Source organism: Paenibacillus sp. FA6 (assembly GCF_051550225.1).
Classification (GTDB): Bacteria; Bacillota; Bacilli; order Paenibacillales; family Paenibacillaceae; genus Paenibacillus_AQ.
Window position 1 is genome coordinate 1,828,255 of sequence record NZ_CP188820.1, and the last position, 25,109, is coordinate 1,853,363.

The window sequence follows — 25,109 nt, forward strand, 5'->3', positions numbered from 1 at the left end:
GTGAATTCAATGAAGATTTTGATAATCGGAGGAACTGGATTTATTGGACCATATGTTGTAGAGGAACTTATTGAATTAGGTCATGAAGTAGCTATTTTTAATAGAGGTACTAACAATAGGCTTATTTCACAGGATACAGTAACCTTTATTACAGGTGACAGACAATTCCTTAATAGTTATAGACAAGAATTCATTGAATTTGCACCGGAAGTTGTTATACATATGGGAGCTTACACAAAACAAGATGCTGAAATGGCAATGAGTACATTTGAAGGGATTGCAGAACGTATTATCGTCCTTAGTAGTATGGATGTATATTATGCCTATGGCATCTTAATTGGATTAGAAGAAGGATTTACACCCACTCCTCTTAAGGAGAATTCACTTTTACGATCGAAGTTACATCCGTACGGAGGTGACTATGAGAAGATACTAGTAGAGGAAATCATTATGAATAGTCCTCGTTTAGCAGGTACCATTTTAAGATTACCTATGGTCTATGGTCCTGGAGATCCATCTCATAGACTTTATAAATATGTAAAACGTGTATCTGATAATCGTAATGCAATCATTCTAGATGAACTCTTCGCAAACTGGAGAGCTTCACATGGGTATGTTGAGAATATCGCACATGCTATAACTGTAGCTGCAAGTGATAAAAGAGCTAAGTATGGTATCTATAATATCGGTGAAGAAAATACACAAACAGAGTATGAATGGCTAAACAATATAACAAGAATAATGAATTGGCACGGAAAGATATTGTCAATCCCCAGAGAACGGCTTCCCAGAGAACTTATTTATGAAACATTAAATCTTCATCAAGACTGGGCGTTGGATACATCAAAGATCAGACAAGAATTAGATTTCAATGAGCATATTACATTAGAGGAGGGATTAGAAAGAACAATTACATGGGAACTTAATAACCCACCTGAAGAACTACATCCTAAAGATTTTCCTAAATTTGATTATGAAATCGAAGATGAGTTTTTGAAAAACTCTCTGTGAATTTCAAGGAAGACCCCGACATCCGACATCCGATAACATTGCATTATCACAGCGGTCGCTACGTGCCCTTGGTTACTAGGAGGAAGATACGTAGAAGTTAATTCAGGTGACACATTCAACCAGCTAAGTCTGACGACCCGGACCTATGGTCCTTAAGCCGATTGAACGTCAGACGATATCCATCAATCATAAAAATATAAATAAGAAAATGCAAGTTCTTACTAAAATTATATATAATACCTATTTTCAACCTGAACAAGGAAGGGGAAAAAATGAGATCCATAGTCAAGAAATCGATAATAGTTTATGGAATTCTAGGATTAATTCTAGGATTAGGAATGTATTTATACTCATTAAGTTCAAGTGATTTTACATTTAATATAGGAGATAAAGAAATTCAGGGATACAAAGCTGGATTAATATCAATATTATTTGTGCCGTTAATTATGGCAATTATCGGGGCGGGTCATGGAGTAATGTTTTGGTTCCCTATCGTTTATATATACCGTAAGATAAGTAAAAGGATTATTTAATTATAATATAACTACAACAACATAGTAAGTAGCCTATGATGTCATGAACTACGTCTAGCAATACATTTCTGCTTCGTCGCTGCACTCCTTGGGTCGCCAAGAGGAATATCGAAGAAGCTTATTCAGGCGACACATTCAACCGGCTAAGTCTGACGACCCGGACCTACGGTCCTTAAGCCGATTGAACGTCAGGAATGCCAAACGTTATAAGAAATCCCCGCGATAAAATTTAAGAAAGGACTGATCCGGAAAATGTCAATAGTTCATGATAATGAAATACTCTCATATGAGATTAATTTAAAGCAAAACAAAATAGTAATACATACCGAGTATCAAAATTCCAACAAAATTGAAAATACAAATATTATCTTTTATGATGTTCTTGCTCATTTATTTGAAACCCAATTACCAGGTAGTATTATTTTCGATATAGATAACTATGAAATCCATCATTTTATAGAAGAAAATAAAGAAATCCTTGAAAAACAAAAGAACTATTGTTGGCCTATGGAATATAAAACAATCAATGAATTAGAAGAAAAGTTGATGATAGAACAATATAAGTACTGTGTAATTTCTTCTTCGTATGGATTAAGCGGATGGGTATTAGCAAAGAAATATGAAATAAATGTAATTGAAACATTGAATGAATAAACAAAGTGATTCACGAATTTGTGATCTGATCTTTGAAGGCAGGGACATCTTATAACATAATATTCCTACGTCGTCGCATACGCTCTAGGTCACCAAGAGGAATTTCGGAGAAGCGGAATCAGGCGACACATCTAACTGGCTAAGCCTAACGACCCGTGCCCTTCGGTCACTTAAGCCGCTTGAACGTCAAGAATGCGCAACGTTATAAGAAATAACCGCAAGACATAAAAGACTTTATCAAAATAGTATCTACTCTAGCTAACGGAGAAAAGCCCTTCATAATTGATCTTTACCACCTAAATATTAGAAAGAGGAGTATAATTTATTTAAGGCTTTTGAGGCGCATCATTATTTTATTGTGCCGTAAAAAATTATTTGTATTTTATGGGGGATTGAAATGAAAATTATTTTTAGAAATTTCGATAATTCTTATTATGATAAAGTTTGTGAATTTTTGATTGAATTATCAAATGATGATCGTATACATATAAATTGGAATTGGGCAAGGTGGGAGTGGATGTTTTTTCATCCTCAATTTAATAGAGACTTAATGGATAAGATTGGCTTATGGTATTGTAATGACGAGTTAGTAGGTATAGCAACTTATGACCACTATTTCGGCGAAGCATTTTTTGCAACTAAACAAGGGTTTGGAGAATTAGAAAAAGATATATTAGAATATGCCACTACGACTTTCAGTAATGAAAATGGCCTTGGGATTGCAGTGAATGACAAGGATACTCACACTCTAGAGTTATTGCGAAGTAAGAAATTTATGGAGAATGATCTGACTGAAAATATACTTGAACTTACACTAGAGAATGTTAGCCTTGATTCTATAACTCCTGAAGGCATAATAGTAAAAAATATTGATATAAAAAATGATTTATATAAGCATCAGAAATTACTATGGAAAGCATTTGACCACGAAGGTCCAGTGCCTGTTGATGAAATCACTATTCGTAAGCAAAAAAAAATGTTGTCAGCAAGAAATTTGAATTCATTCCTACATATTGTTGCTGAAAATGCAGATGGGGAATATGTTGCATACTGCGGCTTATGGTATAGTCAGAAAACTGATTATGTTTATGTTGAACCTGTATGTACGATTCCGGAGTATCGGCATAAGGGACTTGGAAAAGCAGTGGTTTTAGAAGCCTTGAAAAGAGGCCGTTCCTTAGGTGCTGAAAAAGCATATGTTATTTCTGACAATTCTTTTTATAAGTCATTAGGCTTTCAACAGCATTCACATTATACTTTCTATTGGCATAACATCTGATATTTCAATCATGGATTAAGGTTGTTCATACTTTGTATATTTAGTACTGCTTAAATATATTTGTGTCATTTATAGGACACTGTTTTATTATATGGTGAGTTGCCAAAGACATCCGAGGAAGCATCGTCAATTCTTACGCATATGTGTAACGATAATTTAATATTGAATAGGGTAAATTGGTTGATGACTCAGGGAAGGTGTCTACATCTCATAACAGTACATTGCTGCGTCGCCGCTGACGCTACTTGATCGCCAGAGGGATATCGAAGAAGCGGATTCAGGCGGCACATCCAACCGGCTAAGTCTGACGATCCGTTCCCCTTGGTGAATTAAGCCGCTTGAACGTCAGGAATGCCAAACGTTATATGAAATCCTTGTCAGATATTACAAATAAATGAGGGTGTTAATAATGAGGATTTTGTTGATTTGTATACTCACCGTGGTTTTAACTTCTTGTAGTTATAACGATATAGATTATGATGAAGTTACAAAAGCTGAGTTATATGCTGAGAAATTAATGGTTAAAAAAGGAGTTACAGCTGTTAGTAGTTCACAATCAAATGAATATATAAAATTCAGAATAATGACCAAAGATACTATGAATAATGAAGAGGCTAAAAAAATAGTTGGAGAATTTATTGATTCATTTGAGAGCCAAATTAAGAATAAAGAAAAATTCAGAAAAATTTATGACATAACATTTGATATTAAATCTGAAAAGAATGGAAACATATTATTTAATGGTAAGAGAGATAAAGGAAAGGGCGAACTATGGTGGCAATTCTAAGGAGTCAAGGACATCATATAACACCACATTCCTACTGCGGGCATTCGCCCTTGATTGCTAAGAAGAATTTCCAGGAAGTATATTCAGGTGACACATCCAACCGGCTAAGTCTGACGACCCGTTCCCCTTGGTGAATTAAGCCGCTTGAACGTCAGGAATGCCAAACGTTATCTGAATGGCTTTCTAAAAACATATTTGGGAGTGACTATAATGGATATTAAATATTATACAGAATCAAACAGAGAAGCTTGGAATGAAGTGACACCTTTACATCAACAAGCAAGAGGTAATTCAATTATTAGCAATTTTAAAAACCCCAAATATTACGGAATAGATGATATCGCAATTAATAAATTGAAGGAGTATGGAATTTTAGGAAAAAATGTTGCTCAGATATGTTGCAACAATGGTGTTGAAACAATATCACTGAAAAAACTTGGAGCAGAATATTGTGTTGGATTTGATATTTCAGATGAGGCTATCGAAGAGGCTAATCAGTTATCCGAAAATGTTAATATTCCAGTAACATTTGTAAGAACAGATATATATGAAATACCCAGCCATTTTGAAAGGCAGTTTGATATTGTATACATATCAGTGGGTACTTTAGGATGGATGCCAGATTTAGAGTTGTTTTTCCAAAAGGTCTATAATCTTTTGAGAGAGAACGGAATAGTGTTCATATACGAAATGCATCCGATAATAGATATCTTCGATGAGAATGTTAAAGAAATAAAATATTCATATTTTAAAGATACACCAGTCATTGATAATACTAGCTTGGATTATGTAGGCGAAGTAGACTATAAATCAAAAACAAAATATTGGTTTCCACATACTATGTCGAATATAATTCAAGGGCTTATTAAACAAGGAATTAATATTGAATGGTTTGAAGAGTTATCAAAAGATATCTCATGCGTTTCGGGTCATTTAGAGTCAGAAGAAATTCATTTACCGTTAAGTTATTTATTGGTTGGGGTGAATTCGAAGAAGTGAGAGTCCAACAGATAAACACCGCATTCACGCATCGGTCAGCTGAAATTAACGAAATAGTGATGGAAAAACGAAAGGAATATTAAAAATGAATCTAATCCGCATAGAACCAATCGATAAAAATAATTGGGAAGAAGCGCTCTCGATATCTTTACTGGAGAATCAAGTGAATCTTGTACCAACTGTCATCGAATCTCTTGCATATGCTTACATTAAACCGTGGGATGAGGCTTTCGATCCATATATATTGTGCCAGGGTGATAAAACATTTGGATTTTTCTATCTTTCCTATACACCTAATAGTACAGAAAATTATTGGGTCGGTGGCTTTCAAATAGACAAGGAATATCAAGGGATGAGATTAGGAACACAATCTCTTAAAAGAATATTAGAATTCATTCAGGACATACACAGACAATGCGAAGTAATCTCTCTAACAATCGAAAAAAGTAACGATCATGCTAGAAAGCTTTACGAGAAATTAGGATTTGTTAATCAAGATAAAGAGAACCAAGATGGAGAGATTATATATAAACTAAAGTTAAAATAAACTATAAAGATCTTGTGCTAGTGGCATCAGCTAACATTAATTCCTGCGTCGTCGCTAACGCTCATCGGTCACCAAGAGGATATTCGGAGAAGTAAATCAGGCGACACTTCCAACCGGCTAAGTCTGACGACTCGGCAACTTCGTTACCTTAAGCCGCTTGGACGTCAGGAATGCGCAACGTCATCAGAAAGACAATGATTGATGATTTAAAACTACTTGGCGTAAAAGAGGGAATGACTTTGATCGTTCACTCCTCTCTGAAATCTTTAGGAAAAGTTGTAGGGGGGCCTGTTACTGTTATATTAGCATTGGAAGAGGCGGTCGGGATGAATGGAAATATCATTATGCCGACTCAATCTGAACATTTGTGTGCTCCGACGGAAAAGAAAGATGACTTAACCTTAGAGGAAATAAAAATAATAAAAGAAAATATGCCAATATATTACCCTGACATAACACCAACTTCGTATATGGGATTCATTCCTGAAACATTTCGAAAACAAAATGGAGTGTTAAGAAGTTCACATCCTCATATGTCATTTGCTGCGTGGGGGAAAGATGCTAAGAGTATAACGGAGAATCATAGACTAGAATATGCGTTAGGCGAGGATTCTCCTTTGGGGAAAATCTATGATTTAGAAGGATATATTCTATTGCTTGGAGCTTCTACGAAAAGTAATACTTCATTACATTTGGCTGAGTATAGCCAGAAAAACTCTTATATTAAGCCTAAAGTTTGGGAAGTGAAAATGAGTGTAGATGGAAAAGAGCAATGGACTACTTATGATGATATCAATAATGAATCTGACGATTTTAACATGATTTTTGATGAGTTCAAATCCAAGACTACTCTGGTAAAAGAGGGCTTGATAGGGGAAGCGGTCAGGTATTTAATACCACAGAAAGAAATGGTTGATTTCGCCTTAGAGTGGATGAATGAGAACAGAAGATAGTTTGAAAACATTGAGAGCAATTTCATAGAAGGCAAGTCTTACTGATAACAACGTATCTACGCTGCGATCTTTCGGCCTTGGTTTGTAAGAAACTATTATGGAATTAGAACGTCTATAACTGTAGAGTGAAAACCCGAAAATTGATGTTAATAATGTAACATCTACGAGTTAAGCTAAATCGAACTTAAAGTAATTAATCACTACTCAGTGGGAGAGGATGTATTTAGGATGCGTAAGAAAAATAGAATTGTGCTGTTTATTGTGGCGGTCGTGCTAGCCTTTCATTTTAATGGGACATTAGCATTCGCTGGAGATACTGTAATTAAAAAGTCATTGGTTGAAGCGTTCGATGAAGCGGTTATCGTTCCTTATCCCTATCAAGGGAAAGCGTTTATTAAAGGGGTCAAAAGAGATGTGTATGAAGATCAACATATCGTAAAACGCAATTCTCGTATCATGGTACCGATTCGTTTGATGAGTTATTTGGCTTCAGAGGTCGAAGGTGATGGCACCCAATGGGAAGCCATTTGGAATGCTCAAAAACCGAATGAAGTATTACTCAAAAATGATAAGTTACATAAAATAATTCAATTTACTGTAAACAATAAAACGATGTTGGTGAACAATAAACCTAAAGTAATGGACGTTGCACCGCAACGGGTGAATGGACAGATCGTATTGCCACTCCGAAGCGCAGCCGAGGCACTCGATGCACATATTGATTGGTTGGATGGACTAATCGTGATCAGTCAGGAAGCGATTAATCTGCAACATCCGCAGACAACCGCGATAAAAGGGCGTATTCTAGCTGAATTGGAAGACCCGCGCAAGCCGATTTCTTATCCGAATAAGTCGATCGATTTATTGGCTAAATCGGGGATCAAATTGTACTTCGTGCGCACAGCGTATGGTGAAATGGACACGACGTATACACTATTCCTACGCATGGAAGGGGAAAGCAAGGAGACGCAGATTTCATTGCCAGGCAAGCCGATCTTATCGTATGCGAAAGTGGTTGACGATCAGCTTATTTTTATATCGTTAGAGAAAGGTGAAGGCACGTTATATGCCTATGATTTGGCAAAGAACCTCATTAGCAAAATAGCCCCCATCGGGCCTTGGGATAGTCGAGAAGGATGGCTCGGCGATGTTCGTTACATCGATAAGCAATGGTACGTCATTTTGCATACAGGGGATTTGACCATGGGCGGCGAGACGATCTATACCGTAGAGAATGGTGTGTTAAGAGAGTTAGCAAACGGGAAAAATTTCATTACGTTTGAGAAATATGAGACATCTTTATACGTAGAGGATTTTAACTTTATGTCAGGAAGTACCCGCAATATTGAGATGATCGACATCAAGACAGGTCAAGCCACGGCGATCGGTCAACCCGATTACACGTATGGCGTCTATCGTGAGATCACGGAAGAAAGCACAAGTTATAACTATAGCCAGTCGTCGTTCTATATGAAGGATGATTATCTGTATACGATCGGATACCAGGATAGTGATCCGAAGGACATGGCTGCGGTGTATAAAATAAATCTGAAAGATCAAAGCCAGACGAAGCTGACGGATGCGACGAAGCAGTTCTGGTTGATCGAAGATAAAATCTATTATATCGATGCTGCTTCAGGTGCATTAAAAATGTTGGACCCCGTTCAAGGTGATGTGAAGACGGTCGTAGACCAAAAAGTATTGAACGTGCGTCTGCATCAGGGCAGTTTCTACTATACGGTGAATGTAAAATCCAATGCATATGAAGCGGGTGTGTTATATGAGTACCAGATTGCATCCGGTCGGAATACAAAACGTTCTAAACATTCTGTTAGCACTTACTACGTTGGAAGTTCAGGGACGTATTACACGCTTGATGGCTACGAACCGGGTTTGTATCGCATAAATCCGGATGGTAGCTCTACACGCCTTGTAACAGGAAATATTCGGGCTATGATCGTGAAAGAGGATGGCGTAGCGTACACGTTGACGTACGAGAGCGGCATCTATAATTTGAAATAAGTACGTACGCCAGAAAAGACTTAAAGACTTAAAGACTTAAAGCCTTAAAGCCTCAGTGACAGTCAAATGTCAGAGAGGCTTCTTTTTACTGGGAAATGCTCATTTCTTTGCCCGATTTCATGGGTGATCGACAGTAAGATATGCTCGACATAATGGTGAATTTCATCAATCGTCTCGTAGCGGATAATATTCTTTGAAAAGGATAACTTCCCTGCAAGGATGACATCTACAACAGAGTCTATTGACTTTGATTGTCTTATGATGATTGAAGGAATAATGAACAAAAGGTAAAAGAATAGAAGCGAAAGATCTAAAGAAAACTAGTTTATAAAACATCATACTGGCATTTCGAAGAAGAGATAGAAATACATAATGAAAATTAAAACAAAACTAAGTGAGATTAAATACGTTAAGAACATGAAAGACATGAAAGACATTAAATAAAATTAAATGACACAAGGAATTTGAAAGTGAATTCAGAAGAGTCAGATACATCAGGTAACACTACATTCCTACTGCGGGTACTCGCCCTGGATCTCTAAAAAGTATTTCTAAAAAGTGGATTCAGGCGATACATTCAACCAGCTAAGTCTGACGATGGTCATTTAAGCTGCTTGAACGTCAGGCATGCCAAACGTTACCTGAAATATCTACTTTATTGTAAAACCATGTTAAACACAAAACTCTAAAAAGAATGAAACTTGAGGAGATTATTAATGGATAAAGAATATATCCAATATTTAAGATCATTTGTTGGTAAAACTAAGGTCATAATGGTAGTTTCAGAGGCGGTCAGATAATGGTCTTTGGGGTTTCCCAGGAGGATATATGGAAATGGGTGAAACAGTTGAAGAAACAGCTAAGAGAGAAGTGTTTGAGGAAACAGGCTTAAAATTGAATTCAGTGGAGCTATTTTCAGTATACTCGGGCCCGGGGTATGAGGTGGCCTATTCTAATGGGGATGAAGTTGTATTAGTATAAATTATGTTTAGTTGTAATGATTTTTACGGAACTATAACAGAGAGTGAAGAGTCAATAGAAACTAGATTTTTTGATATAGAATTAGTACCGATTGATATATTGCCAACACATAAGGAAATTATAGAAGACCTTAAATTTAAAAAGAAAAGAACTGTTGTACAGTCGAAGAAGGAAGATACATCCAATCCCCTAAGATAAGAGCTATCTAAGGGGATTGGGCGTCGCGAATACGACAACGTTATATGACACCATTGTAAATACAGTACAAAGCAAGAAAGCAAAGAATTATTATTCAAACTGTAAATTCTAAGTAAGGAGTGATTGAATTGTTTCATTTTATTAGTATTATCATTCCGATTGCTGTGTTATTACCTAATCTATTTTTCTTCGGAATACCACCTAGAAATTCGCCTGCTAATATTGAGGTTAAAGAAAGTCTGATTTTAAAAATAGCTGAAGGAATTGGGAGGCTTGGGGTATTCGTTCTACCCATTTTTTCATCAATACACAATGATAAACAATATGAAGTTCTATCATTACTTGGAATGTTCATTTTTCTACTGCTATATTATATTGGATGGATACGATATTTTAGAAGGGATAGGGAATATAAATTACTTTTCTCACCAATGATTGGAATTCCGGTACCCTTAGCTATTACACCAATCCTATATTTTATTAGTGCTTCGATAGTTTTGCATTCATCTTTATTATTTCTTAGTAGTTTGATATTAGCAATTGGACATATTCCGATTAGCCTAATCACATACCATCAAATTAATAATGACAATATTTAAATGATATAAGAAATCAAAACAATATTGTAGGCTCAACGAAGAAGACGATGGCATCATATAACATTGCATTACCACAGCAGTCGCTACGCTCCCTTGGTCACCAGGAAGAAGATTCTTAGAAGGTGATTCAAGTGACACATCCAACCAGCTAAGTTGCAGAGCCACCCGGACCTACGGTCCTTAAGCCGATTGGACGTCGGTAATGCTGAAACGTTATACGAAAGAACCGACAGTGATATTAAACATCAAATGCTACTTCTAATGGAGGAAAAATTAATGTCACAGATTGAACAATTCGATATCTTCGATTATGAGATGATTAAGATAGGAGTAGAAACAAGAGAGAATGTACATTCCAGAGGACTATGGCATCAAACGTTTCATTGCTGGGTTATCAATAATTCAGTCAGTGAAGGAGGGAGTGTGCTCCTACAGTTGCGACATAAAGACAAAGATACATTTCCTGGGTTACTGGATATATCATGTGCTGGGCATCTTCAATCTGGTGAAACTATAGAAGATGGAGTTCGTGAGTTGGAAGAAGAACTAGGGATTTCAGCATCACTTAGTGAATTATTCTATTGCGGGATGGTAGCGCAGGAGAATGTAATATCGAATGAATTAATTGATAGAGAGTTTAATCATGTATTTATACATGAGAATAATAAACCATTAGAAGAGTATAACTTTCAGAAAGATGAGATATCCGGACTATTCTTCGCGAATATTAAAGATTTCAAAAGGTTATTATCTGGAGATGTTGATTTCTTCTGGGTTGATGGAGTTGTAATAGATGAATTAGATCAACAGATACATGAAAGAAGAAAGATACAAGGACATGATTTAACACCAAATTAAAATAAATATTACGAATTATTATTTAATAACATCAAAGGTTTGATTAAGTAATTCGACGAAGTCGGTTCCTTCGTATAAACCAGCTAATCAAAGTCAACTCTATCACTAATTATATTTTTATAGGCAAAAGCTGTTAGCTGTTTAACGGACGTAAACTTTTTTATATCTCCAATTTCAGCGATCAGCATGGCAGCTGTTAATGGTCCCACCCCTGGAATCGTTTGTAGTAGGTGGTAGGCAGCCATCGACTTCATGGTTACCAAGAGATCAGGAAGACTATGGTTAGCAATGGTAAGCAGTTGTTGTAGTTTAGATTCATTCCAAGCCCGACCTTTACGATTGGAATGAAGTAACGAAATGATCTCCTCATGATCTGCCTCTAAGAGCTGGACTTCTGTCAATAGACTGGACACGATACTGAAAAATAGAGACCACAGAGGCATAACGCCAAAGTGGTCTTATTTGTTTTCTATATAATAAGTTAACAGAGTTGTATCAAGGTCTAACCTCAATATAACCCCCCTTAAGGCTTAGCCTCTATTAAAAAGACACCCCTTCAACAACATAAAAAATGCTCTACCGGTATAAACTGGTAGAGCATTTTTTAACGTTTAGGTAAGGATAAAACCTGAATCTTTGCTAGCACTTGTTCATTCTGTTCGGTGTGTGTCGTTGTCGTTATCTTCAACAGCTTTACCCACTTTATTGCCCAACGTTGCGCCAACAATTCCACCTACAATGGTTCCAACAGGACCCAAAGCGGAACCCATAACAGCACCCACAGCACCACCACCCACGATTCCTACAGCGTTTCCAGTGTCAACGTCATCATTATTGGTCATGGTGCGATCAGAATCATCATTTCGATTACCTTCATTGTTTTTAGTCATCTAATCTCACTCCTCTTTTTTATGAACGCAACTACTAATAGCGCAGTCCCAAAATATATCTTGCCCTAACCAGTCTGAAAGAATTCTTAATTACAAATCCAGTTTAATTAGGGGACTTTATCTATTTCAAACCTCAAAATTACTCCCATTTAATAATAAAAGGGGCTCTACCGGTATATAAACCTGTGATGATTCAAGGTCTAACACTTCCTCTCCATTAAACCCAATCTTCTTATTATATTCTCACATATAGTAAGGTGTATCCAATTGAAAAGGAGGAATTACTATGGGTTATGGAGTTGATGGAGTTGGCGGAATTGGTGGTGTTGGTGGTTTTGGTGTAGGGGCGATATTAGTATTGTTCATTTTGCTTGTTATAATCACCAAAGCGTTCTGTATATAAACTAATATTTATTCTTGTAATAACCCCTTTTGGCAGGGACTTTATTTATTTTTTGATAGATCCCTGCTATACGAAAGACCACTAAGGCATTTCGCCAAAGTGGTCTTATTTTTTAAACATATTTATCACTCGCGACACATGATTAACATCTGTATATGGCACCCACAATGGACCGTCCGACGTTCGGACATTCGTGCGTTCGGGGTCTGTAGATACCTCTGCCATCCCGGTTATCTTCTCGCTACTACGAAGCTTTAATGTAACCCTCTGATTACGTTCTGCAGCTATATGTAGTGCTTCGTTTACTTCGATTTAAACCCTCCTGATAAGTAACTATTTAGTACATATTAACTGTTTTGATGAGAATGTCGATAAAATTGTGGAACGGAACAAAACTGATCTCGCTCGTGTTGAACAGTTGGAATTAGACATGAAAGCAGAAAACAAGGAAATTAATTAGTGAATACCATTCCTACATCTTATCCCAAATGAATTATAATGGTGTTACACGTTGGAAGCACCGACAAGAGGATCCGAAAGCATCGGTAAAACACCCCGCTAACCTTAATTGGTCGGCGGGGTGTTTTTTTTATTTAATAGGTACATGCCCACAACTTGCCCACAAAACATAACAACTCGAGAACTCTTCACAACTCTCCTGAGAATCCGAAAACCGCATAGATAAAGGATTTAGCGTTTTTGAAACGAATTAATATACGTAATACCTTAAGAGCTATCTAAGGGAAATGGACGTCGCGAAGATCCAAACGTTAGCTGAAATCATTGCATGAACAATACTTGGAACCACGTGAGGTGAATTATGTGATTATATGGGTCAATGGTGCGTTTGGATCTGGAAAGACCCAAACTGCGTATGAATTACAAAGAAGAATTTCCGATTCATTTATTTATGATCCTGAAAATGTTGGTTTTTTTATCCGAAAGAATATTCCTAAGGAAGTTAAAAAGAATGATTTTCAAGATTATCCAATGTGGAGTGAGATTAATTACACTATGTTAAAGCACATAAACAATCATTATGAAGGAACGATTATAGTACCCATGACCATAGTGAATCCTCAGTATTTTGAAAAAATCGTAGGTAGATTAAGAAGTGACAGAATTTCTATAAATCATTTTGTATTATGTGCAACGAAAGAAGTCTTACAAAAGAGATTAAGAAGTAGAGGTGAAAGAAAGAACTCGTGGGCTGAGCAACAAATTGATAGATGCGTCGAAGGGCTTTCCAATAGCATATTCGAGCAATATATTGATACAAATAAACTGACTATTGAGGATGTTGTAATACAAATAGCATCTTTATCGAATATTAATCTGTTGCCTGACAACAGAGGGACCTTTAGAAAGAAATATGACAAGATAAAAACACAAATAAAACAGATCCGCTTGATAAATTAAGAGTATAGAGAAGGCACTAGATTATTCAACGAAGATGCGAAGGAGTTATATGAAACCGACGAAATCTAATAAAACCAAGAAAGGACGATTATTACATGCCTCATATAATTGGAGAAAGAATTGTACTACGTGAATATCAATTGAATGATTTATCTTATATGAGGGAATGGGTAAATGACCCAGAGATAACAAACTATTTATCAGATTTATTTCTGTACCCGCATTCAACTTATGAAACAGAATCGTATTTGAATATGATGGTAGAGGGTAATTCTGCAAGTAAAGGATTCATCATTGCTAAAAAAGACACTAAAGAATATATTGGTCAAATCGATTTACATAAGATTGATTAGAAGAATAGAAGAATAGAAGAATAGAAGAAGGAAGACTACGAAAAAAACTATATAAGAACGGGAAATACTGGGACATAATTTGTATGAGTATCCTTCGAAGTGAGTATGAAACAATATAGTTTAATCGAAGAAGTCCTTGGCATCGTATAACAATGTTTTTCAGCATCGTCGCTACCGCTCCTTGGTCGCCAAGGGGAACTTTCTGAGAAGTGGATTCAGACGACGCATCCAACCGGCTAAGTCTGACGACCCGTTCCCTTCGTTTGAACGTCAAGAATGCCAAACGTTATAGGAAATCAGCGCAAACCATCAAGGAAAACTACATAAATCATGAATTTATATTTTGAGAGGAGCAATTTATTGTGGAAATTAACCAAAAGGCTGTAAACAATAAAACAGAAGTAAAGCTGGGACGTACAATTCAAGTAAGACTTGTTTCAGATTTAAAGAAATCTCAAGAATATTATCGAGATGTACTTGGTTGTAAGGTAGATGACTGGGGGCATGCTGAAAGAGACGAGATGTTGTTTATTTTACAGCAAGCAACTTCACAAGATGATGTAAGACCCAATGTAATCTCGCAAAAGCGCCCCAATTATCCGACAGAATGGGAAGGACCTAACCATGGATGGGATTCATTTATCCACATCTCATGGGAAAATTTAGATCAATACGTAGAAGAAGTACGTAGTAAGGGTGGAATAATTGCCATTGAGCCATTTACTGGAGCACATGGTAAGTGGGAGTTTAAAAATGCTCATATTCAAGATATCGATGGTTATAGTCTTGTATTGGGTGCAATGCGACTAAAGAATGAAGAGAATATATAGTTGAAGGTGTTTCGAAGAAGGCGCTGACATCATATAACAATATGTTCACGCATCGGGGCATACGCCCCTCGGTCCGCCAGAAGCTAATGAAGAGAAAGTCCAGATTTCGTCTTGAAAAGCTTGGAAGGTGAATTACTCGGACTTGAAGTAGCACACTTATTTTATGATCCTGAAGAAGCTAGAATGTTACTAGGTAGATCTGATAATAAGATGCATGGAATAGAAAGATTTGGTGATCTGATGAATGCATTAAATAGTTTACTAAAACAAAAAGAAACAAAGATATTGAAGTATGAAAGTACGTATCCAACATCATTAGTGATTAGAAATGCTTCCCCTATTTTTGGTATGAGTGACCTATTAAGAGATAAGGAACTGATATACAAACCGAGCAATTTTAGAAACGTATGGTTCGTTTCAAAAGATGGGAATTATAATGATTGGTTAATGAAAGATATTTTGATGGTTTAGCCGAAGAAGTGAGGAACAGCAGATAACACAGCATTCCTACTGCGGGTATTCGCCCTTGATTGCTTAGAAGAATTTTCAATGAGATTAGTCAGGCGATACATTCAACCAGCTACGTCTGACGACCCGGGCCTACGGTCCTTAAGCTGCTTGAACGTGAGGTATTAATAAAACCATTTAAGACAAGTCAAGACCAAAAGGGGCGTGAAAATATTGAATTACATAAGACAATTAAGAGAGTTAGTAGGTACCCGACCTATAATTATGGCAGGAGCATGTGTCATTCTTATAGATGGAGAAGGTCGATTATTATTACAACAAAGAACTGATAATGGTTTATGGGGATTACCGGGAGGTTCAATGGAGCCTGGGGAAGAAATGAAAGAAGTTGCAAGACGGGAACTTTTTGAAGAGGTAGGATTAAAGGCTAGAGGATTAGAATTACTTGATATATTTTCAGGACCGGAACTTTATTATCAGTATCCACATGGAGATGAGGTATATAACGTAGTTGCAGCTTATATATGTAAAGACTACAGTGGAACAATTAAAGGCGATGGAGATGAAGTACAAGATATACAATTTTTTGATTTGAACAAGATACCAAACCAAATAAGTCCTCCAGACCTACCTGTAATAACAAGGTTTTTAAATGAAGTAAGATCATGAAAACATTTTGAAGTAAATCGAAGATGCCCCCCGACAGCAAGCTGTCTTAAGCCTCTCGGGTTCGTGAACACACAAACGTTATGTGTAACCGGTGCAAATATTTTTTGAAACCCTAAAAATCAAACAAAATGAGGGGAGAAAGTGTATATGACGTTTATCGGTGAGATTCACTATTTCAGAATACCAGTAACCAATCTAGAGGATTCAGTAAATTGGTATACAACATGTTTGGGACTGAAATTGCGAATAAGAAAAGAAGATGATGGTCATTACTATTTTCACTTCTTTGATCCTAGCGGAAATAAGTTACAAGTACATTGGTAATAAGAGATGTTTGAATAGAAACCCGAAGAAGGCACAGACATCACATAAAGTCCATCCCCGAGCCAGTCGGGTATGAACTGAGAATACCAACATAACAATCCTACATCGTCGCCGAAGATCTTTGGTCGCCAAGAGGGTTTTCGGAGATCGGGTCGTCAGATATATCCAACCGGCTAAGTCTGACGACCCGTTCCCTTTGGTCAATTAAGCAGCTTGAACGTCAGGAATGCCAAACGTAATAGGAAATCAGCGCAATAAATTAACTTATCCACTTTATGTTAATATAGGAAATGATATAGTGAACATATGGAATGCTGATGCTAGATATTAGGGAGGACAAAATGTACAAATATCAGAAGACTGAGAGTCCGTTGCACGTAATGTTAACCGAATTTGTTGAAAATGGACAGTTTCCGGCATTAGCCGTCGGGATAGTGAAGGACAACCAAATTTTATTTGCTGGTGAATATGGAACAGCCAATTTATCGACTGGTGAACCTGTTGGTCGTAGCACTTTGTTTCACCAAGCCTCCGTCTCAAAAACATTCGTTGTAACGGCCATTATGCAATTGGTTGAGCATGGAAAAGTAGATCTGGATTCACAGATCACAAAATATATTTCTTACTTTAAGATGGAGGACGAGCGGTATCAACATATTACTATAAGGCAGCTGTTGAACCATACTTCTGGCATGCCGGATGAAGAAGATTATGCATGGGACCGGCCCGAATACGACGAGCAAAGTCTTGAAAGATACGTAAAAAGTATCCGTCGTCACAAGCTTCTGAGCGAGCCTGGTATTAATTTTTCTTATAGTAATATAGCATACGAGATTTTGGGAGACTTAATAGCAAAGGTTAGCGGAATGAGCTTCGAGCAGTATATGAAAAAGCATATTCTTGAACCGGCAGGAATGCAGTCCAGTTCCTTTTTGAAACAGGAGGTGGAAGCTCATCTTGCCGCACCTCATGTGCTCAGGACTTCCGATGGATATGGTGGCTATATCAGTGATGTTTTTCCTTACAACAGGGCGCATGGACCCAGTTCCACTCTATATACCAATGTTGAAGACATGTGCCAATATATGCTAATGCATCTTACCCAGGGAATTGCAAAGGATGGATATAATTGCTTGCAGTCCGGCAGCTATGATGAAATGTGGAAGCCTCATGCAGCTACTGGATACGGACAAGAAAATGCGCAGATCGGTCTGGGCTGGTTTTTGGGAGAATATAAGGGTTCCAGGATCGTCTCACATTCCGGATGGGATACCGGTTTTCTAAGTGATCTAATTCTACTTCCCGATGAAAAAATCGCTATTTCTGTGATGACCAATTGTGACTACGTCTGGCTGGGTAGCGTAACCTATCCAATACTTGATCTATTGCTTGGTTCGAACATTCACGAAATAAAGCGATCAATGGCACACATAGTTGCAGACTTAGCCGTATCTAATGGAGTGGAGAAGGCGATGGAAGAGTATCATCGCATCAATAGAATGGAACAAGACAAGCATTATCTAGTGGATTTTGAATTTATGCGCATCACCGAAGCATTAATGTGGAATGGCCACAAAGAGGACGCTTTCCGCATTCTGACCTGTGCAGCCGCAATATTTCCTGACAACGAGTCAATTTCTAGCAGGTTGCAGGAGCTCCAGGAAAAAGCGTAGTCATTCTTTAAAAAACCAACATTCAGATCCGAAAAGTGAGGGTCGTTCTACAAACGGTGACATGTTAGCTTAAATGAACCATGATTTGAACTAACATAGTACGAAAGTTAAGTAAATGATGACGCTAGTATTTCGAAGAAGGCGCTGACATCCAGGGGGAAATCAAATTGAATGAACAAAGTGAAAAAAATAAAAAGGCATGGGAATATCGAGCATATGAATTTTGGCATAAAAGAGATGGTTCACCTAAGGAGAAAGCAATTCAAATATTAGAAAATCCAATAGCAAATCTTAAAAAGCATCAACATTATTTCGAGCATGTTGAAGGAAAAAAAGTTGCTAATCTTTGCGGATCAAATGGAAGGAAAGCGGTTCCGTTAGCTCTATTAGGAGCAGATGTGACCGTATTTGATATTTCCGAGGAAAATAAAAAATATGCCTTAGAATTAGCTGAAAGTGCGAATACCTTAATTGAGTATATCGTTACTGATATCTATAACATTGATCTGGAGAAGTACGGAGGATATTTCGATATTCTATATTTAGAAGGAGGGATATTACATTATTTTGATGATATTAATAAGTTTATGTCTATTCTATATGGATTATTGAAAGATGGAGGGGAAATGATTCTTAGTGACTTCCATCCCTTAAGAAAATGTATTATTAGCCAAGGAGAAGTTGACTATTTTGATGCGGAATTAAGAAGCGGAGACGTGGCATACAAAGGTTTCTTTGATGAACAGGAACAGCTGGACTTTCCTGATGTCTCCATTCGATTATATACATTGAGTGAGATTATTAATTCTGTCCTATCAGCAGGTTTTAAATTGAAGAAATTTGAAGAACATCGTGGATGGAATAATGAAAATATTCCTTGGGAATTTACTATACTTGCGGATAAATAATGTTCAAGTATCGGAAATGCATTTTTGTTTTTCATGGAAGGCACTGACATCCGATAAACAACGCATTCCTACTGCGGGCATTCGTCCTTGATCGCTTAGAAGGATTTCCAAGAACATTATTCAGGCGATACATTCAATCGGCTGAGTCTGACGACCCGAACCTACAGTCCTTAAGCCGACTGGGCGTCAGAAATACGCAACGTTGTCAGAGCATGTTAAGAACGTTGAAATATACTCAATATTTGAAAAAATAGTTTTTTTATTTTCTGCTTTACATAAGTTTCTGAATGATACACACTTTTTCATTTACCAGATCAAACTTATCATTATCGTGCACTATAAAAGGTATTGTATACACAAGAAGAGCCATACGCTAGGATAAAAGTTGCCAATTACTAGATAAGCTATTAAGATAGGTTAAGGAATATCGCTCTATGCTACCTTATATTTATGTATTGTTCTATTTCTTCCGCCCATTTCACTCCGTGAAATGCTCTACCTTCTATGTAGGCGCAATTTGTAATATCTCCTATAACAACTCCTTCAGAGAGACTTTAAGGACATCCTTGTTATATGTAAATTGATGAATGGAATAACTTTTTTTTGTGAGAATCGAGTTTGTTTAGGTTGTTACAAACCTTCCAATTTATTCCTTACTTTAGTAAATAAGGTTTTTTTGAGTGGGATTTTGATGATGAGGTGAGACAGATGAGAAAGAAGTTTATTGGAATTATCGCATTCGTTGCTTTAATATCCACTTTTATGTTAGTAGGTTGTAATTCATCCAAACTGGGTCCGTCTGATGTTGGGAATAGCCCGGGTAGTCAAGAGAAAAAGGACGAGCTGGTGTTAGCTATAGGTTCTGAACCAGAAACAGGTTTTGACCCAACAACAGGCTGGGGGCGTTATGGCTCACCACTGTTCCAAAGTACTCTTTTAAAAAGAGATGACAAGCTTAACATTGTAAATGATCTTGCAACAAGTTATGAAGTAAATAAAGAAGGCATGGTTTGGACAGTGAAACTCCGTGATGATGTGAAGTTTTCGGATGGGCAACCATTAACGGCAGCGGATGTTGTCTTTACATTTGAAACAGCTACTAACAATGGGTCGGTTGTAGATCTTAACAGTATGAGTAAAGTAGAAGCCGTGGATGAGTACACCGTCAGATTTACGTTAAAAGAACCCCAATCCACCTTTGTTAATACAATTATAGGAACGGGTATAGTCCCTAAACATGCATATGGTAAAGATTACGCTGAAAATCCAATAGGTTCGGGACCTTATCAACTCGTACAATGGGACAAGGGCCAACAGCTGATTATAAAAGCGAATCCGGAATATTATGATAAACAGTCGTATTTCAAAAAGATAACTTTTCTTTTCTTAAACGAGGATGCATCGTTTGCTGCGGCACAAGCAGGAACCGTTGACCTTGCCTATATACCAGCTGCATTTAGTAACTTGAAAGTATCTGGTATGAGGTTAGAATCTATTCAAACCGTGGATAACAGAGGAATAGCATTTCCATTTGTGAAATCAGGAAGTGTTACGAAAGATGGCTTACCTAAGGGTAACGATGTAACAGCAGATCCAGCGATTCGTCATGCCATTAATATGGCCGTAGACCGACAAGCACTTGTCGATGGTATTTTAGAAGGACAGGGAACGAAAGCTTATACTTCTGTAGATGGTCTTCCTTGGTGGAATCCAGAGACCGTCATTAAAGATGGTGATTTGGAAGGTGCAAGGAAGCTATTAGAGGAAGCTGGTTGGAAGGATAACGATGGGGATGGAATCGTTGAGAAAGGCACCTTGAAGGCGGAGTTCACCCTGTATTATTTAGCGAATGATGCGATAAGACAATCCCTTGCCATTTCTGTTGCTGATATGATGAAACCGTTAGGAATAAATATCAAAATAGAAGGTGGAAGCTGGGACATTCTTTCTAAGAAAATGCATTCAAATCCCGTTCTTTTAGGTTGGGGAAGCCATGATCCTCATGAAATATATAATATATATAGTACGGAGACGGCTGGGATTGAGTACTATAACACAGGTTTTTATTCGAATAAGACGGTGGATGAATATTTTGAAAAAGCCCTTCATGCTACGACTGAAGCAGACGCCATTGAATTTTGGAAAAAAGCCCAATGGGATGGGGTAACAGGTCTCAGCGCAAAAGGTGATGCAGCATGGGCTTGGTTAGTCAATATTAATCATTTGTATTTCGTGAAAGATGGACTTGATATCGGAGATCAAAGAATCCACGTTCATGGGCATGGTTGGCCTGCAACAGATAATATCGTGGAATGGAAATGGGCGAAATAATGTGCGTAAATTGATAGATAGCAAACTTGGATTATTTATATTGTGGAAAGGATTCCGGATGGCTACTTTATTAGTTGCCATCTGTTTCATATCCTTTTTGTTAGTGAAAAACTCTCCGATTGATCCAATTCAAGCCTACATCGGTGCGGATATGTTGAAGGTAGGTCCAGAGCAACGGGCCAAAATCGCTGAATATTGGGGAGTAGATAAGCCCATCATGGTGCAGTTCATTCATTGGGGTTCTGCTGTCCTGTCCGGTGATTTAGGAACCTCCATGATCTATCGCCGCCCGGTCATTGATGTTATTGGTGAGCGATTCTTGAATTCTCTGGTACTCATGTTATCCGCTTGGCTACTATCAGGTGTGATTGGCTTTGTGATGGGTGTTGTAGCAGCCATGAAAAAAGGGACCTGGGTAGATCGTATTATCAAATGGTACTGCTTCACGTTAGCTTCCATGCCTACCTTCTGGATGGGGCTCCTTATTCTCATTGTTTTTGCTGTGTGGCTACGGTGGTTCCCTGTTGGAATGGGGGTTCCAGCTGGCGTCTTGGCCGAAGATGTTACGCTCATGGATCGAATTCAGCATCTTATTCTGCCCGCCCTGACACTTAGTATTGTTGGCGTTGCCAATGTGGCTCTCCATACACGTCAAAAAATGATTGATGTTCTTGCCAGTGACTATGTTTTATTCGCTAGAGCAAGAGGGGAGCAAGGATTTGTGTTGTTTTGGAGACATGGATTACGCAATGTTGCATTGCCAGCAATTACGTTGCAGTTTGCAGCATTCAGTGAATTGTTTGGTGGAGCGATATTGGCTGAGCAAATTTTTTCGTACCCTGGTCTAGGACAGGCTACGGTTGATGCAGGACTAAGAGGGGATGTTCCTCTTTTATTAGGAATCGTAATCTTTACTACAATGTTTGTGTTTGTAGGGAATTTACTTGCTGATATTAGCTATCGTGTATTAGATCCGAGAACGAGGGAGGTGAGGAAGGTATGACACCAATCCTAAAGAAATTCCCTCTGAATCGAAAGCAATGGGCACTTATGAAATTGCTAATCTCCGTTGTTGTTATTGTCATTGTCATATTAGGTGGTTTATTTCTTGATGAGGGTAGAATTGTAACGAATCTTACGAATCGAAATTCTCCACCGTCCATAGACAACCTCTTTGGTACGGATTGGTTAGGACGAGATATGTTCACACGCACGGTCATGGGGCTTACTTTAAGTATAGGCGTCGGATTAATTGGAGCTATTGGAAGTGCGTCCATTGCTCTGATCCTAGGGATGGCGGCTGCAACGATGGGAAAAACGGCGGATCGTCTTATTTCATGGCTTATTGATTTGTTTCTGAGCGTCCCCCATCTAGTAACCCTGATTTTAATTGCTTTTACATTAGGGGGAGGTTTTAAAGGGATCGTCATAGGATTAACTTTAACCCATTGGCCAGCGCTTGCTAGACTCATTCGGGCAGAAGTGATGCAAATTCGATCTGCTGAATTTGTTCAGGTTTCTCAGAAGATGGGGAAACCCAGGCGTTGGATTGCTGTGCATCATATTCTTCCGCATATCGCACCGCAATTTCTAATTGGATTTATGCTACTGTTTCCCCATGTTATTTTGCATGAGGCGGCAGTTACGTTTATAGGTTTAGGGCTGTCTCCACATGAGCCTGCAATCGGAATTATTTTATCCGAATCGATGAAATACTTATCTTCAGGTATGTGGTGGCTAGCTTTCTTCCCAGGACTTTGTTTGCTAATTATCGTGAGAATGTTTGATCAGATTGGAGAAAATCTCGGATCGCTCATGGATCCTAATGGGAATCGTGAGTAAGGTGAGGTACTTCCTTTAATTGGAAGAGGAGTTAACGAATGTCTATTCTTGAAGTTGAAAATTTATCCATATCATTTAAACAATATACAGCTGGACTTAAACAGATTAATCATAAGGTGATATCTAGTTTAAATGTAACCCTTGAAGCAGGTGAGATTCTTGCCGTTGTGGGTGCAAGTGGATCGGGGAAAAGTTTACTTGCGCATGCTATTCTAGGAATACTCCCAAGCAACGCAAGTGTAAGTGGTGTGATTAAATTTGAGGGGGAAGAGCTTACTCCTGCTCGGCAAAAGGCTGTGAGAGGGAAGGAAATTGCACTTGTCCCTCAATCCGTAAACTTTCTAGATCCACTGATGCGCGTTGGTAGTCAAGTCCGTACGTCTGTGAAAAAAGGGGATGCTGTGGAGGCACAACGAGCTGTTTTTGAACGCCTCCACCTGAAACAAGAGGTTGAACACATGTATCCATTTCAACTCTCTGGAGGTATGGCGAGAAGGACACTACTCTCGACGGCTATGGTAAGTGGAGCGAAGCTCATTATTGCGGATGAGCCAACGCCAGGACTTGATCCCGTTGTCATCAAGGAAGCGCTAGATCATTTTAGAGAGTTCGCAAACCTGGGTTGTGCAGTCATGTTGATCACGCATGATATTGAATCGGCGCTACAAATTGCAGATAAAATTGCTGTATTTTATGCAGGAACGACCGTTGAGATCGCAAGGGTGGAGGATTTCATAGGTCAGGGTGAAGCCATAAGGCATCCATATAGTAAGGCTTTGTGGCGAGCATTGCCCCAGAATGATTTTATCCCTATTCCAGGTTCTCAACCTCATCCGAGCTCATTGCCACCTGGCTGCTTGTTCGCACCACGTTGTGGCATGGCCACACCTGAATGCCTTCAAGCACAACCTGAAATGCGGAATCTGAGGGATGGAATGGTGAGGTGTATACATGCAACTTGAAGCAAAGAATATCGGATTTCGATATGAGGATGGACCTTGGTTATTTCGTGGCATTAATTTATCGGTAGAACCAGGAGAAGTTGTGGGTATTACCGGCCCAAGTGGACGAGGGAAAACAACCTTTTGTCGAATTCTAGCGAGTTATGAGACGCCTATTGAGGGAACAGTGACTTATAATGGTATCCCGTTCCCTAAGAAAGGGTATCATCCTGTCCAAATGGTCCTTCAGCATCCGGAAAAAGCGATTAATGCAAGGTGGAAAATGCATAAAATACTTAATGAAGGATATCATCCTGATGAAGAATTGTTAGCATTACTAGGGATTGAACAAGAATGGTTAACACGCTGGCCCCACGAACTATCTGGGGGAGAGCTGCAACGAATTTGTGTTGCCCGGGCATTGGGATCCAATACTCGATTTCTAATTGCAGATGAAATGACAACCATGCTTGATGCAATCACACAAGCTCAAATCTGGCATGCTGTCACTGAAATTGCTAAGAAGAGAGAAATGGGGATCATCGTTGTCACGCATGAGGTGAAGCTTATGCAAAGGCTTTGTCATCGTATAATTGACTTTAGTGGATAACAAGAAGGCCCTCCGAGAATGAATCCT

26 protein-coding genes and 2 pseudogenes are annotated in these 25,109 nt (G+C 38.2%); 26 read left to right on the top strand and 2 right to left on the bottom strand.

Annotation, left to right across the window (positions count from 1 at the left end; translation table 11 throughout):
- The first annotated feature begins 9 nt into the window (after positions 1-9).
- The 12 genes from ACP8HI_RS08470 (at position 10) to ACP8HI_RS08525 (ending at position 11,421) form a co-directional block, all read left to right on the top strand.
- Positions 10-1,011, top strand: coding sequence for an NAD-dependent epimerase/dehydratase family protein (locus ACP8HI_RS08470; RefSeq protein WP_438350660.1), 1,002 nt, complete (start codon positions 10-12; stop codon positions 1,009-1,011).
- A 272-nt stretch (positions 1,012-1,283) separates the two neighbouring features.
- A complete protein-coding gene (locus ACP8HI_RS08475) occupies positions 1,284-1,544 on the top strand; it encodes a hypothetical protein (RefSeq protein ID WP_438350661.1) in 261 nt (86 codons plus the stop codon).
- A 252-nt stretch (positions 1,545-1,796) separates the two neighbouring features.
- Positions 1,797-2,198, top strand: a complete 402-nt coding sequence (locus tag ACP8HI_RS08480) for a hypothetical protein (RefSeq protein WP_438350662.1) — start codon at positions 1,797-1,799, stop codon at positions 2,196-2,198.
- A gap of 397 nt (positions 2,199-2,595) precedes the next feature.
- Positions 2,596-3,477 (top strand): GNAT family N-acetyltransferase, encoded by an 882-nt coding sequence (locus ACP8HI_RS08485; protein WP_438350663.1) that lies wholly within the window; start codon positions 2,596-2,598, stop codon positions 3,475-3,477.
- 409 nt (positions 3,478-3,886) lie between these two features.
- Positions 3,887-4,264 carry a hypothetical protein gene (locus ACP8HI_RS08490; RefSeq protein WP_438350664.1) on the top strand — a complete coding sequence of 126 codons (378 nt, stop codon included), beginning with the start codon at positions 3,887-3,889 and terminating at the stop codon, positions 4,262-4,264.
- A gap of 210 nt (positions 4,265-4,474) precedes the next feature.
- Positions 4,475-5,263: a class I SAM-dependent methyltransferase gene (locus ACP8HI_RS08495; protein WP_438350665.1), complete on the top strand. Its 789-nt coding sequence runs from the start codon at positions 4,475-4,477 to the stop codon at positions 5,261-5,263.
- An 85-nt stretch (positions 5,264-5,348) separates the two neighbouring features.
- Complete coding sequence (locus tag ACP8HI_RS08500) at positions 5,349-5,810, top strand: GNAT family N-acetyltransferase (protein WP_438350666.1); 462 nt, start codon at positions 5,349-5,351, stop codon at positions 5,808-5,810.
- A 194-nt stretch (positions 5,811-6,004) separates the two neighbouring features.
- A complete protein-coding gene (locus ACP8HI_RS08505; RefSeq protein WP_438350667.1) occupies positions 6,005-6,763 on the top strand; it encodes an aminoglycoside N(3)-acetyltransferase in 759 nt (252 codons plus the stop codon).
- 228 nt (positions 6,764-6,991) lie between these two features.
- Positions 6,992-8,785, top strand: a complete 1,794-nt coding sequence (locus ACP8HI_RS08510) for a stalk domain-containing protein (protein WP_438350668.1) — start codon at positions 6,992-6,994, stop codon at positions 8,783-8,785.
- Positions 8,786-9,619: 834 nt separating this feature from the next.
- Positions 9,620-9,766 (top strand): NUDIX domain-containing protein, encoded by a 147-nt coding sequence (locus ACP8HI_RS08515; protein WP_438350669.1) that lies wholly within the window; start codon positions 9,620-9,622, stop codon positions 9,764-9,766.
- Positions 9,767-10,092: 326 nt separating this feature from the next.
- Positions 10,093-10,563 (top strand): hypothetical protein, encoded by a 471-nt coding sequence (locus ACP8HI_RS08520; protein ID WP_438350670.1) that lies wholly within the window; start codon positions 10,093-10,095, stop codon positions 10,561-10,563.
- Between the two features lie 276 nt (positions 10,564-10,839).
- Positions 10,840-11,421, top strand: a complete 582-nt coding sequence (locus ACP8HI_RS08525; protein WP_438350671.1) for an NUDIX hydrolase — start codon at positions 10,840-10,842, stop codon at positions 11,419-11,421.
- Positions 11,422-11,546: 125 nt separating this feature from the next.
- On the opposite strand, the pseudogene ACP8HI_RS08530 reads toward ACP8HI_RS08525, so the two are convergent.
- Positions 11,547-11,807, bottom strand: a pseudogene (locus tag ACP8HI_RS08530) (transposase); the annotation flags it as partial.
- A 264-nt stretch (positions 11,808-12,071) separates the two neighbouring features.
- A complete protein-coding gene (locus ACP8HI_RS08535; protein ID WP_438350672.1) occupies positions 12,072-12,311 on the bottom strand; it encodes a glycine zipper domain-containing protein in 240 nt (79 codons plus the stop codon).
- A gap of 286 nt (positions 12,312-12,597) precedes the next feature.
- On the opposite strand from ACP8HI_RS08535, the gene ACP8HI_RS08540 reads away from it, so the two are divergent.
- The 14 genes and pseudogenes from ACP8HI_RS08540 to ACP8HI_RS08605 all read left to right on the top strand — a co-directional run bounded on the left by ACP8HI_RS08540 (position 12,598) and on the right by ACP8HI_RS08605 (position 25,082).
- Positions 12,598-12,714, top strand: coding sequence for a YjcZ family sporulation protein (locus tag ACP8HI_RS08540; RefSeq protein ID WP_438350673.1), 117 nt, complete (start codon positions 12,598-12,600; stop codon positions 12,712-12,714).
- Between the two features lie 822 nt (positions 12,715-13,536).
- On the top strand, positions 13,537-14,133 hold the full coding sequence (locus ACP8HI_RS08545) for an AAA family ATPase (RefSeq protein WP_438350674.1): 597 nt from the start codon (positions 13,537-13,539) through the stop codon (positions 14,131-14,133).
- Positions 14,134-14,228: 95 nt separating this feature from the next.
- Positions 14,229-14,605: pseudogene (locus tag ACP8HI_RS08550) on the top strand (GNAT family N-acetyltransferase).
- 243 nt (positions 14,606-14,848) lie between these two features.
- The gene (locus ACP8HI_RS08555; protein ID WP_438350675.1) at positions 14,849-15,316 is read left to right on the top strand and encodes a VOC family protein; all 468 of its coding nucleotides are present in this window, start codon (positions 14,849-14,851) and stop codon (positions 15,314-15,316) included.
- Positions 15,317-15,436: 120 nt separating this feature from the next.
- A complete protein-coding gene (locus tag ACP8HI_RS08560) occupies positions 15,437-15,787 on the top strand; it encodes a hypothetical protein (protein WP_438350676.1) in 351 nt (116 codons plus the stop codon).
- 210 nt (positions 15,788-15,997) lie between these two features.
- Positions 15,998-16,453, top strand: a complete 456-nt coding sequence (locus ACP8HI_RS08565; protein ID WP_438350677.1) for an NUDIX hydrolase — start codon at positions 15,998-16,000, stop codon at positions 16,451-16,453.
- A 147-nt stretch (positions 16,454-16,600) separates the two neighbouring features.
- The gene (locus ACP8HI_RS08570) at positions 16,601-16,777 is read left to right on the top strand and encodes a VOC family protein (protein ID WP_438350678.1); all 177 of its coding nucleotides are present in this window, start codon (positions 16,601-16,603) and stop codon (positions 16,775-16,777) included.
- Between the two features lie 341 nt (positions 16,778-17,118).
- Entirely contained in the window at positions 17,119-18,450 is a 1,332-nt protein-coding gene (locus ACP8HI_RS08575) for a serine hydrolase domain-containing protein (protein ID WP_438350679.1), read from the top strand.
- Between the two features lie 167 nt (positions 18,451-18,617).
- A complete protein-coding gene (locus tag ACP8HI_RS08580) occupies positions 18,618-19,358 on the top strand; it encodes a class I SAM-dependent methyltransferase (protein WP_438350680.1) in 741 nt (246 codons plus the stop codon).
- A gap of 708 nt (positions 19,359-20,066) precedes the next feature.
- Entirely contained in the window at positions 20,067-21,689 is a 1,623-nt protein-coding gene (locus ACP8HI_RS08585) for an ABC transporter substrate-binding protein (protein WP_438350681.1), read from the top strand.
- Positions 21,690-21,699: 10 nt separating this feature from the next.
- Positions 21,700-22,692 (top strand): ABC transporter permease, encoded by a 993-nt coding sequence (locus ACP8HI_RS08590; RefSeq protein WP_438350682.1) that lies wholly within the window; start codon positions 21,700-21,702, stop codon positions 22,690-22,692.
- Positions 22,689-23,531 carry an ABC transporter permease gene (locus tag ACP8HI_RS08595; protein ID WP_438350683.1) on the top strand — a complete coding sequence of 281 codons (843 nt, stop codon included), beginning with the start codon at positions 22,689-22,691 and terminating at the stop codon, positions 23,529-23,531. The genes ACP8HI_RS08590 and ACP8HI_RS08595 overlap by 4 nt, the downstream gene beginning before the upstream one ends.
- A gap of 38 nt (positions 23,532-23,569) precedes the next feature.
- The gene (locus ACP8HI_RS08600) at positions 23,570-24,493 is read left to right on the top strand and encodes an ABC transporter ATP-binding protein (RefSeq protein ID WP_438350684.1); all 924 of its coding nucleotides are present in this window, start codon (positions 23,570-23,572) and stop codon (positions 24,491-24,493) included.
- Positions 24,483-25,082, top strand: a complete 600-nt coding sequence (locus ACP8HI_RS08605) for an ABC transporter ATP-binding protein (protein ID WP_438350685.1) — start codon at positions 24,483-24,485, stop codon at positions 25,080-25,082. Before ACP8HI_RS08600 ends, ACP8HI_RS08605 begins: the two co-directional genes overlap by 11 nt.
- The last annotated feature ends 27 nt before the right edge of the window (positions 25,083-25,109 follow it).

Bases quoted from the DNA above. Each gene is read 5' to 3' on its own strand.
- ACP8HI_RS08525 (WP_438350671.1), top strand. From the start codon at position 10,840: ATGTCACAGATTGAACAATTCGATATCTTCGATTATGAGATGATTAAG.
- ACP8HI_RS08585 (WP_438350681.1), top strand. From the start codon at position 20,067: ATGAGAAAGAAGTTTATTGGAATTATCGCATTCGTTGCTTTAATATCC.
- ACP8HI_RS08540 (WP_438350673.1), top strand. From the start codon at position 12,598: ATGGGTTATGGAGTTGATGGAGTTGGCGGAATTGGTGGTGTTGGTGGT.
- ACP8HI_RS08500 (WP_438350666.1), top strand. From the start codon at position 5,349: ATGAATCTAATCCGCATAGAACCAATCGATAAAAATAATTGGGAAGAA.
- ACP8HI_RS08480 (WP_438350662.1), top strand. From the start codon at position 1,797: ATGTCAATAGTTCATGATAATGAAATACTCTCATATGAGATTAATTTA.
- ACP8HI_RS08595 (WP_438350683.1), top strand. From the start codon at position 22,689: ATGACACCAATCCTAAAGAAATTCCCTCTGAATCGAAAGCAATGGGCA.
- ACP8HI_RS08485 (WP_438350663.1), top strand. From the start codon at position 2,596: ATGAAAATTATTTTTAGAAATTTCGATAATTCTTATTATGATAAAGTT.
- ACP8HI_RS08575 (WP_438350679.1), top strand. From the start codon at position 17,119: ATGTACAAATATCAGAAGACTGAGAGTCCGTTGCACGTAATGTTAACC.
- ACP8HI_RS08605 (WP_438350685.1), top strand. From the start codon at position 24,483: ATGCAACTTGAAGCAAAGAATATCGGATTTCGATATGAGGATGGACCT.
- ACP8HI_RS08510 (WP_438350668.1), top strand. From the start codon at position 6,992: ATGCGTAAGAAAAATAGAATTGTGCTGTTTATTGTGGCGGTCGTGCTA.
- ACP8HI_RS08515 (WP_438350669.1), top strand. From the start codon at position 9,620: ATGGGTGAAACAGTTGAAGAAACAGCTAAGAGAGAAGTGTTTGAGGAA.
- ACP8HI_RS08505 (WP_438350667.1), top strand. From the start codon at position 6,005: ATGATTGATGATTTAAAACTACTTGGCGTAAAAGAGGGAATGACTTTG.
- ACP8HI_RS08490 (WP_438350664.1), top strand. From the start codon at position 3,887: ATGAGGATTTTGTTGATTTGTATACTCACCGTGGTTTTAACTTCTTGT.
- ACP8HI_RS08495 (WP_438350665.1), top strand. From the start codon at position 4,475: ATGGATATTAAATATTATACAGAATCAAACAGAGAAGCTTGGAATGAA.
- ACP8HI_RS08570 (WP_438350678.1), top strand. From the start codon at position 16,601: ATGACGTTTATCGGTGAGATTCACTATTTCAGAATACCAGTAACCAAT.
- ACP8HI_RS08475 (WP_438350661.1), top strand. From the start codon at position 1,284: ATGAGATCCATAGTCAAGAAATCGATAATAGTTTATGGAATTCTAGGA.
- ACP8HI_RS08535 (WP_438350672.1), bottom strand. From the start codon at position 12,311: ATGACTAAAAACAATGAAGGTAATCGAAATGATGATTCTGATCGCACC.
- ACP8HI_RS08470 (WP_438350660.1), top strand. From the start codon at position 10: ATGAAGATTTTGATAATCGGAGGAACTGGATTTATTGGACCATATGTT.
- ACP8HI_RS08600 (WP_438350684.1), top strand. From the start codon at position 23,570: ATGTCTATTCTTGAAGTTGAAAATTTATCCATATCATTTAAACAATAT.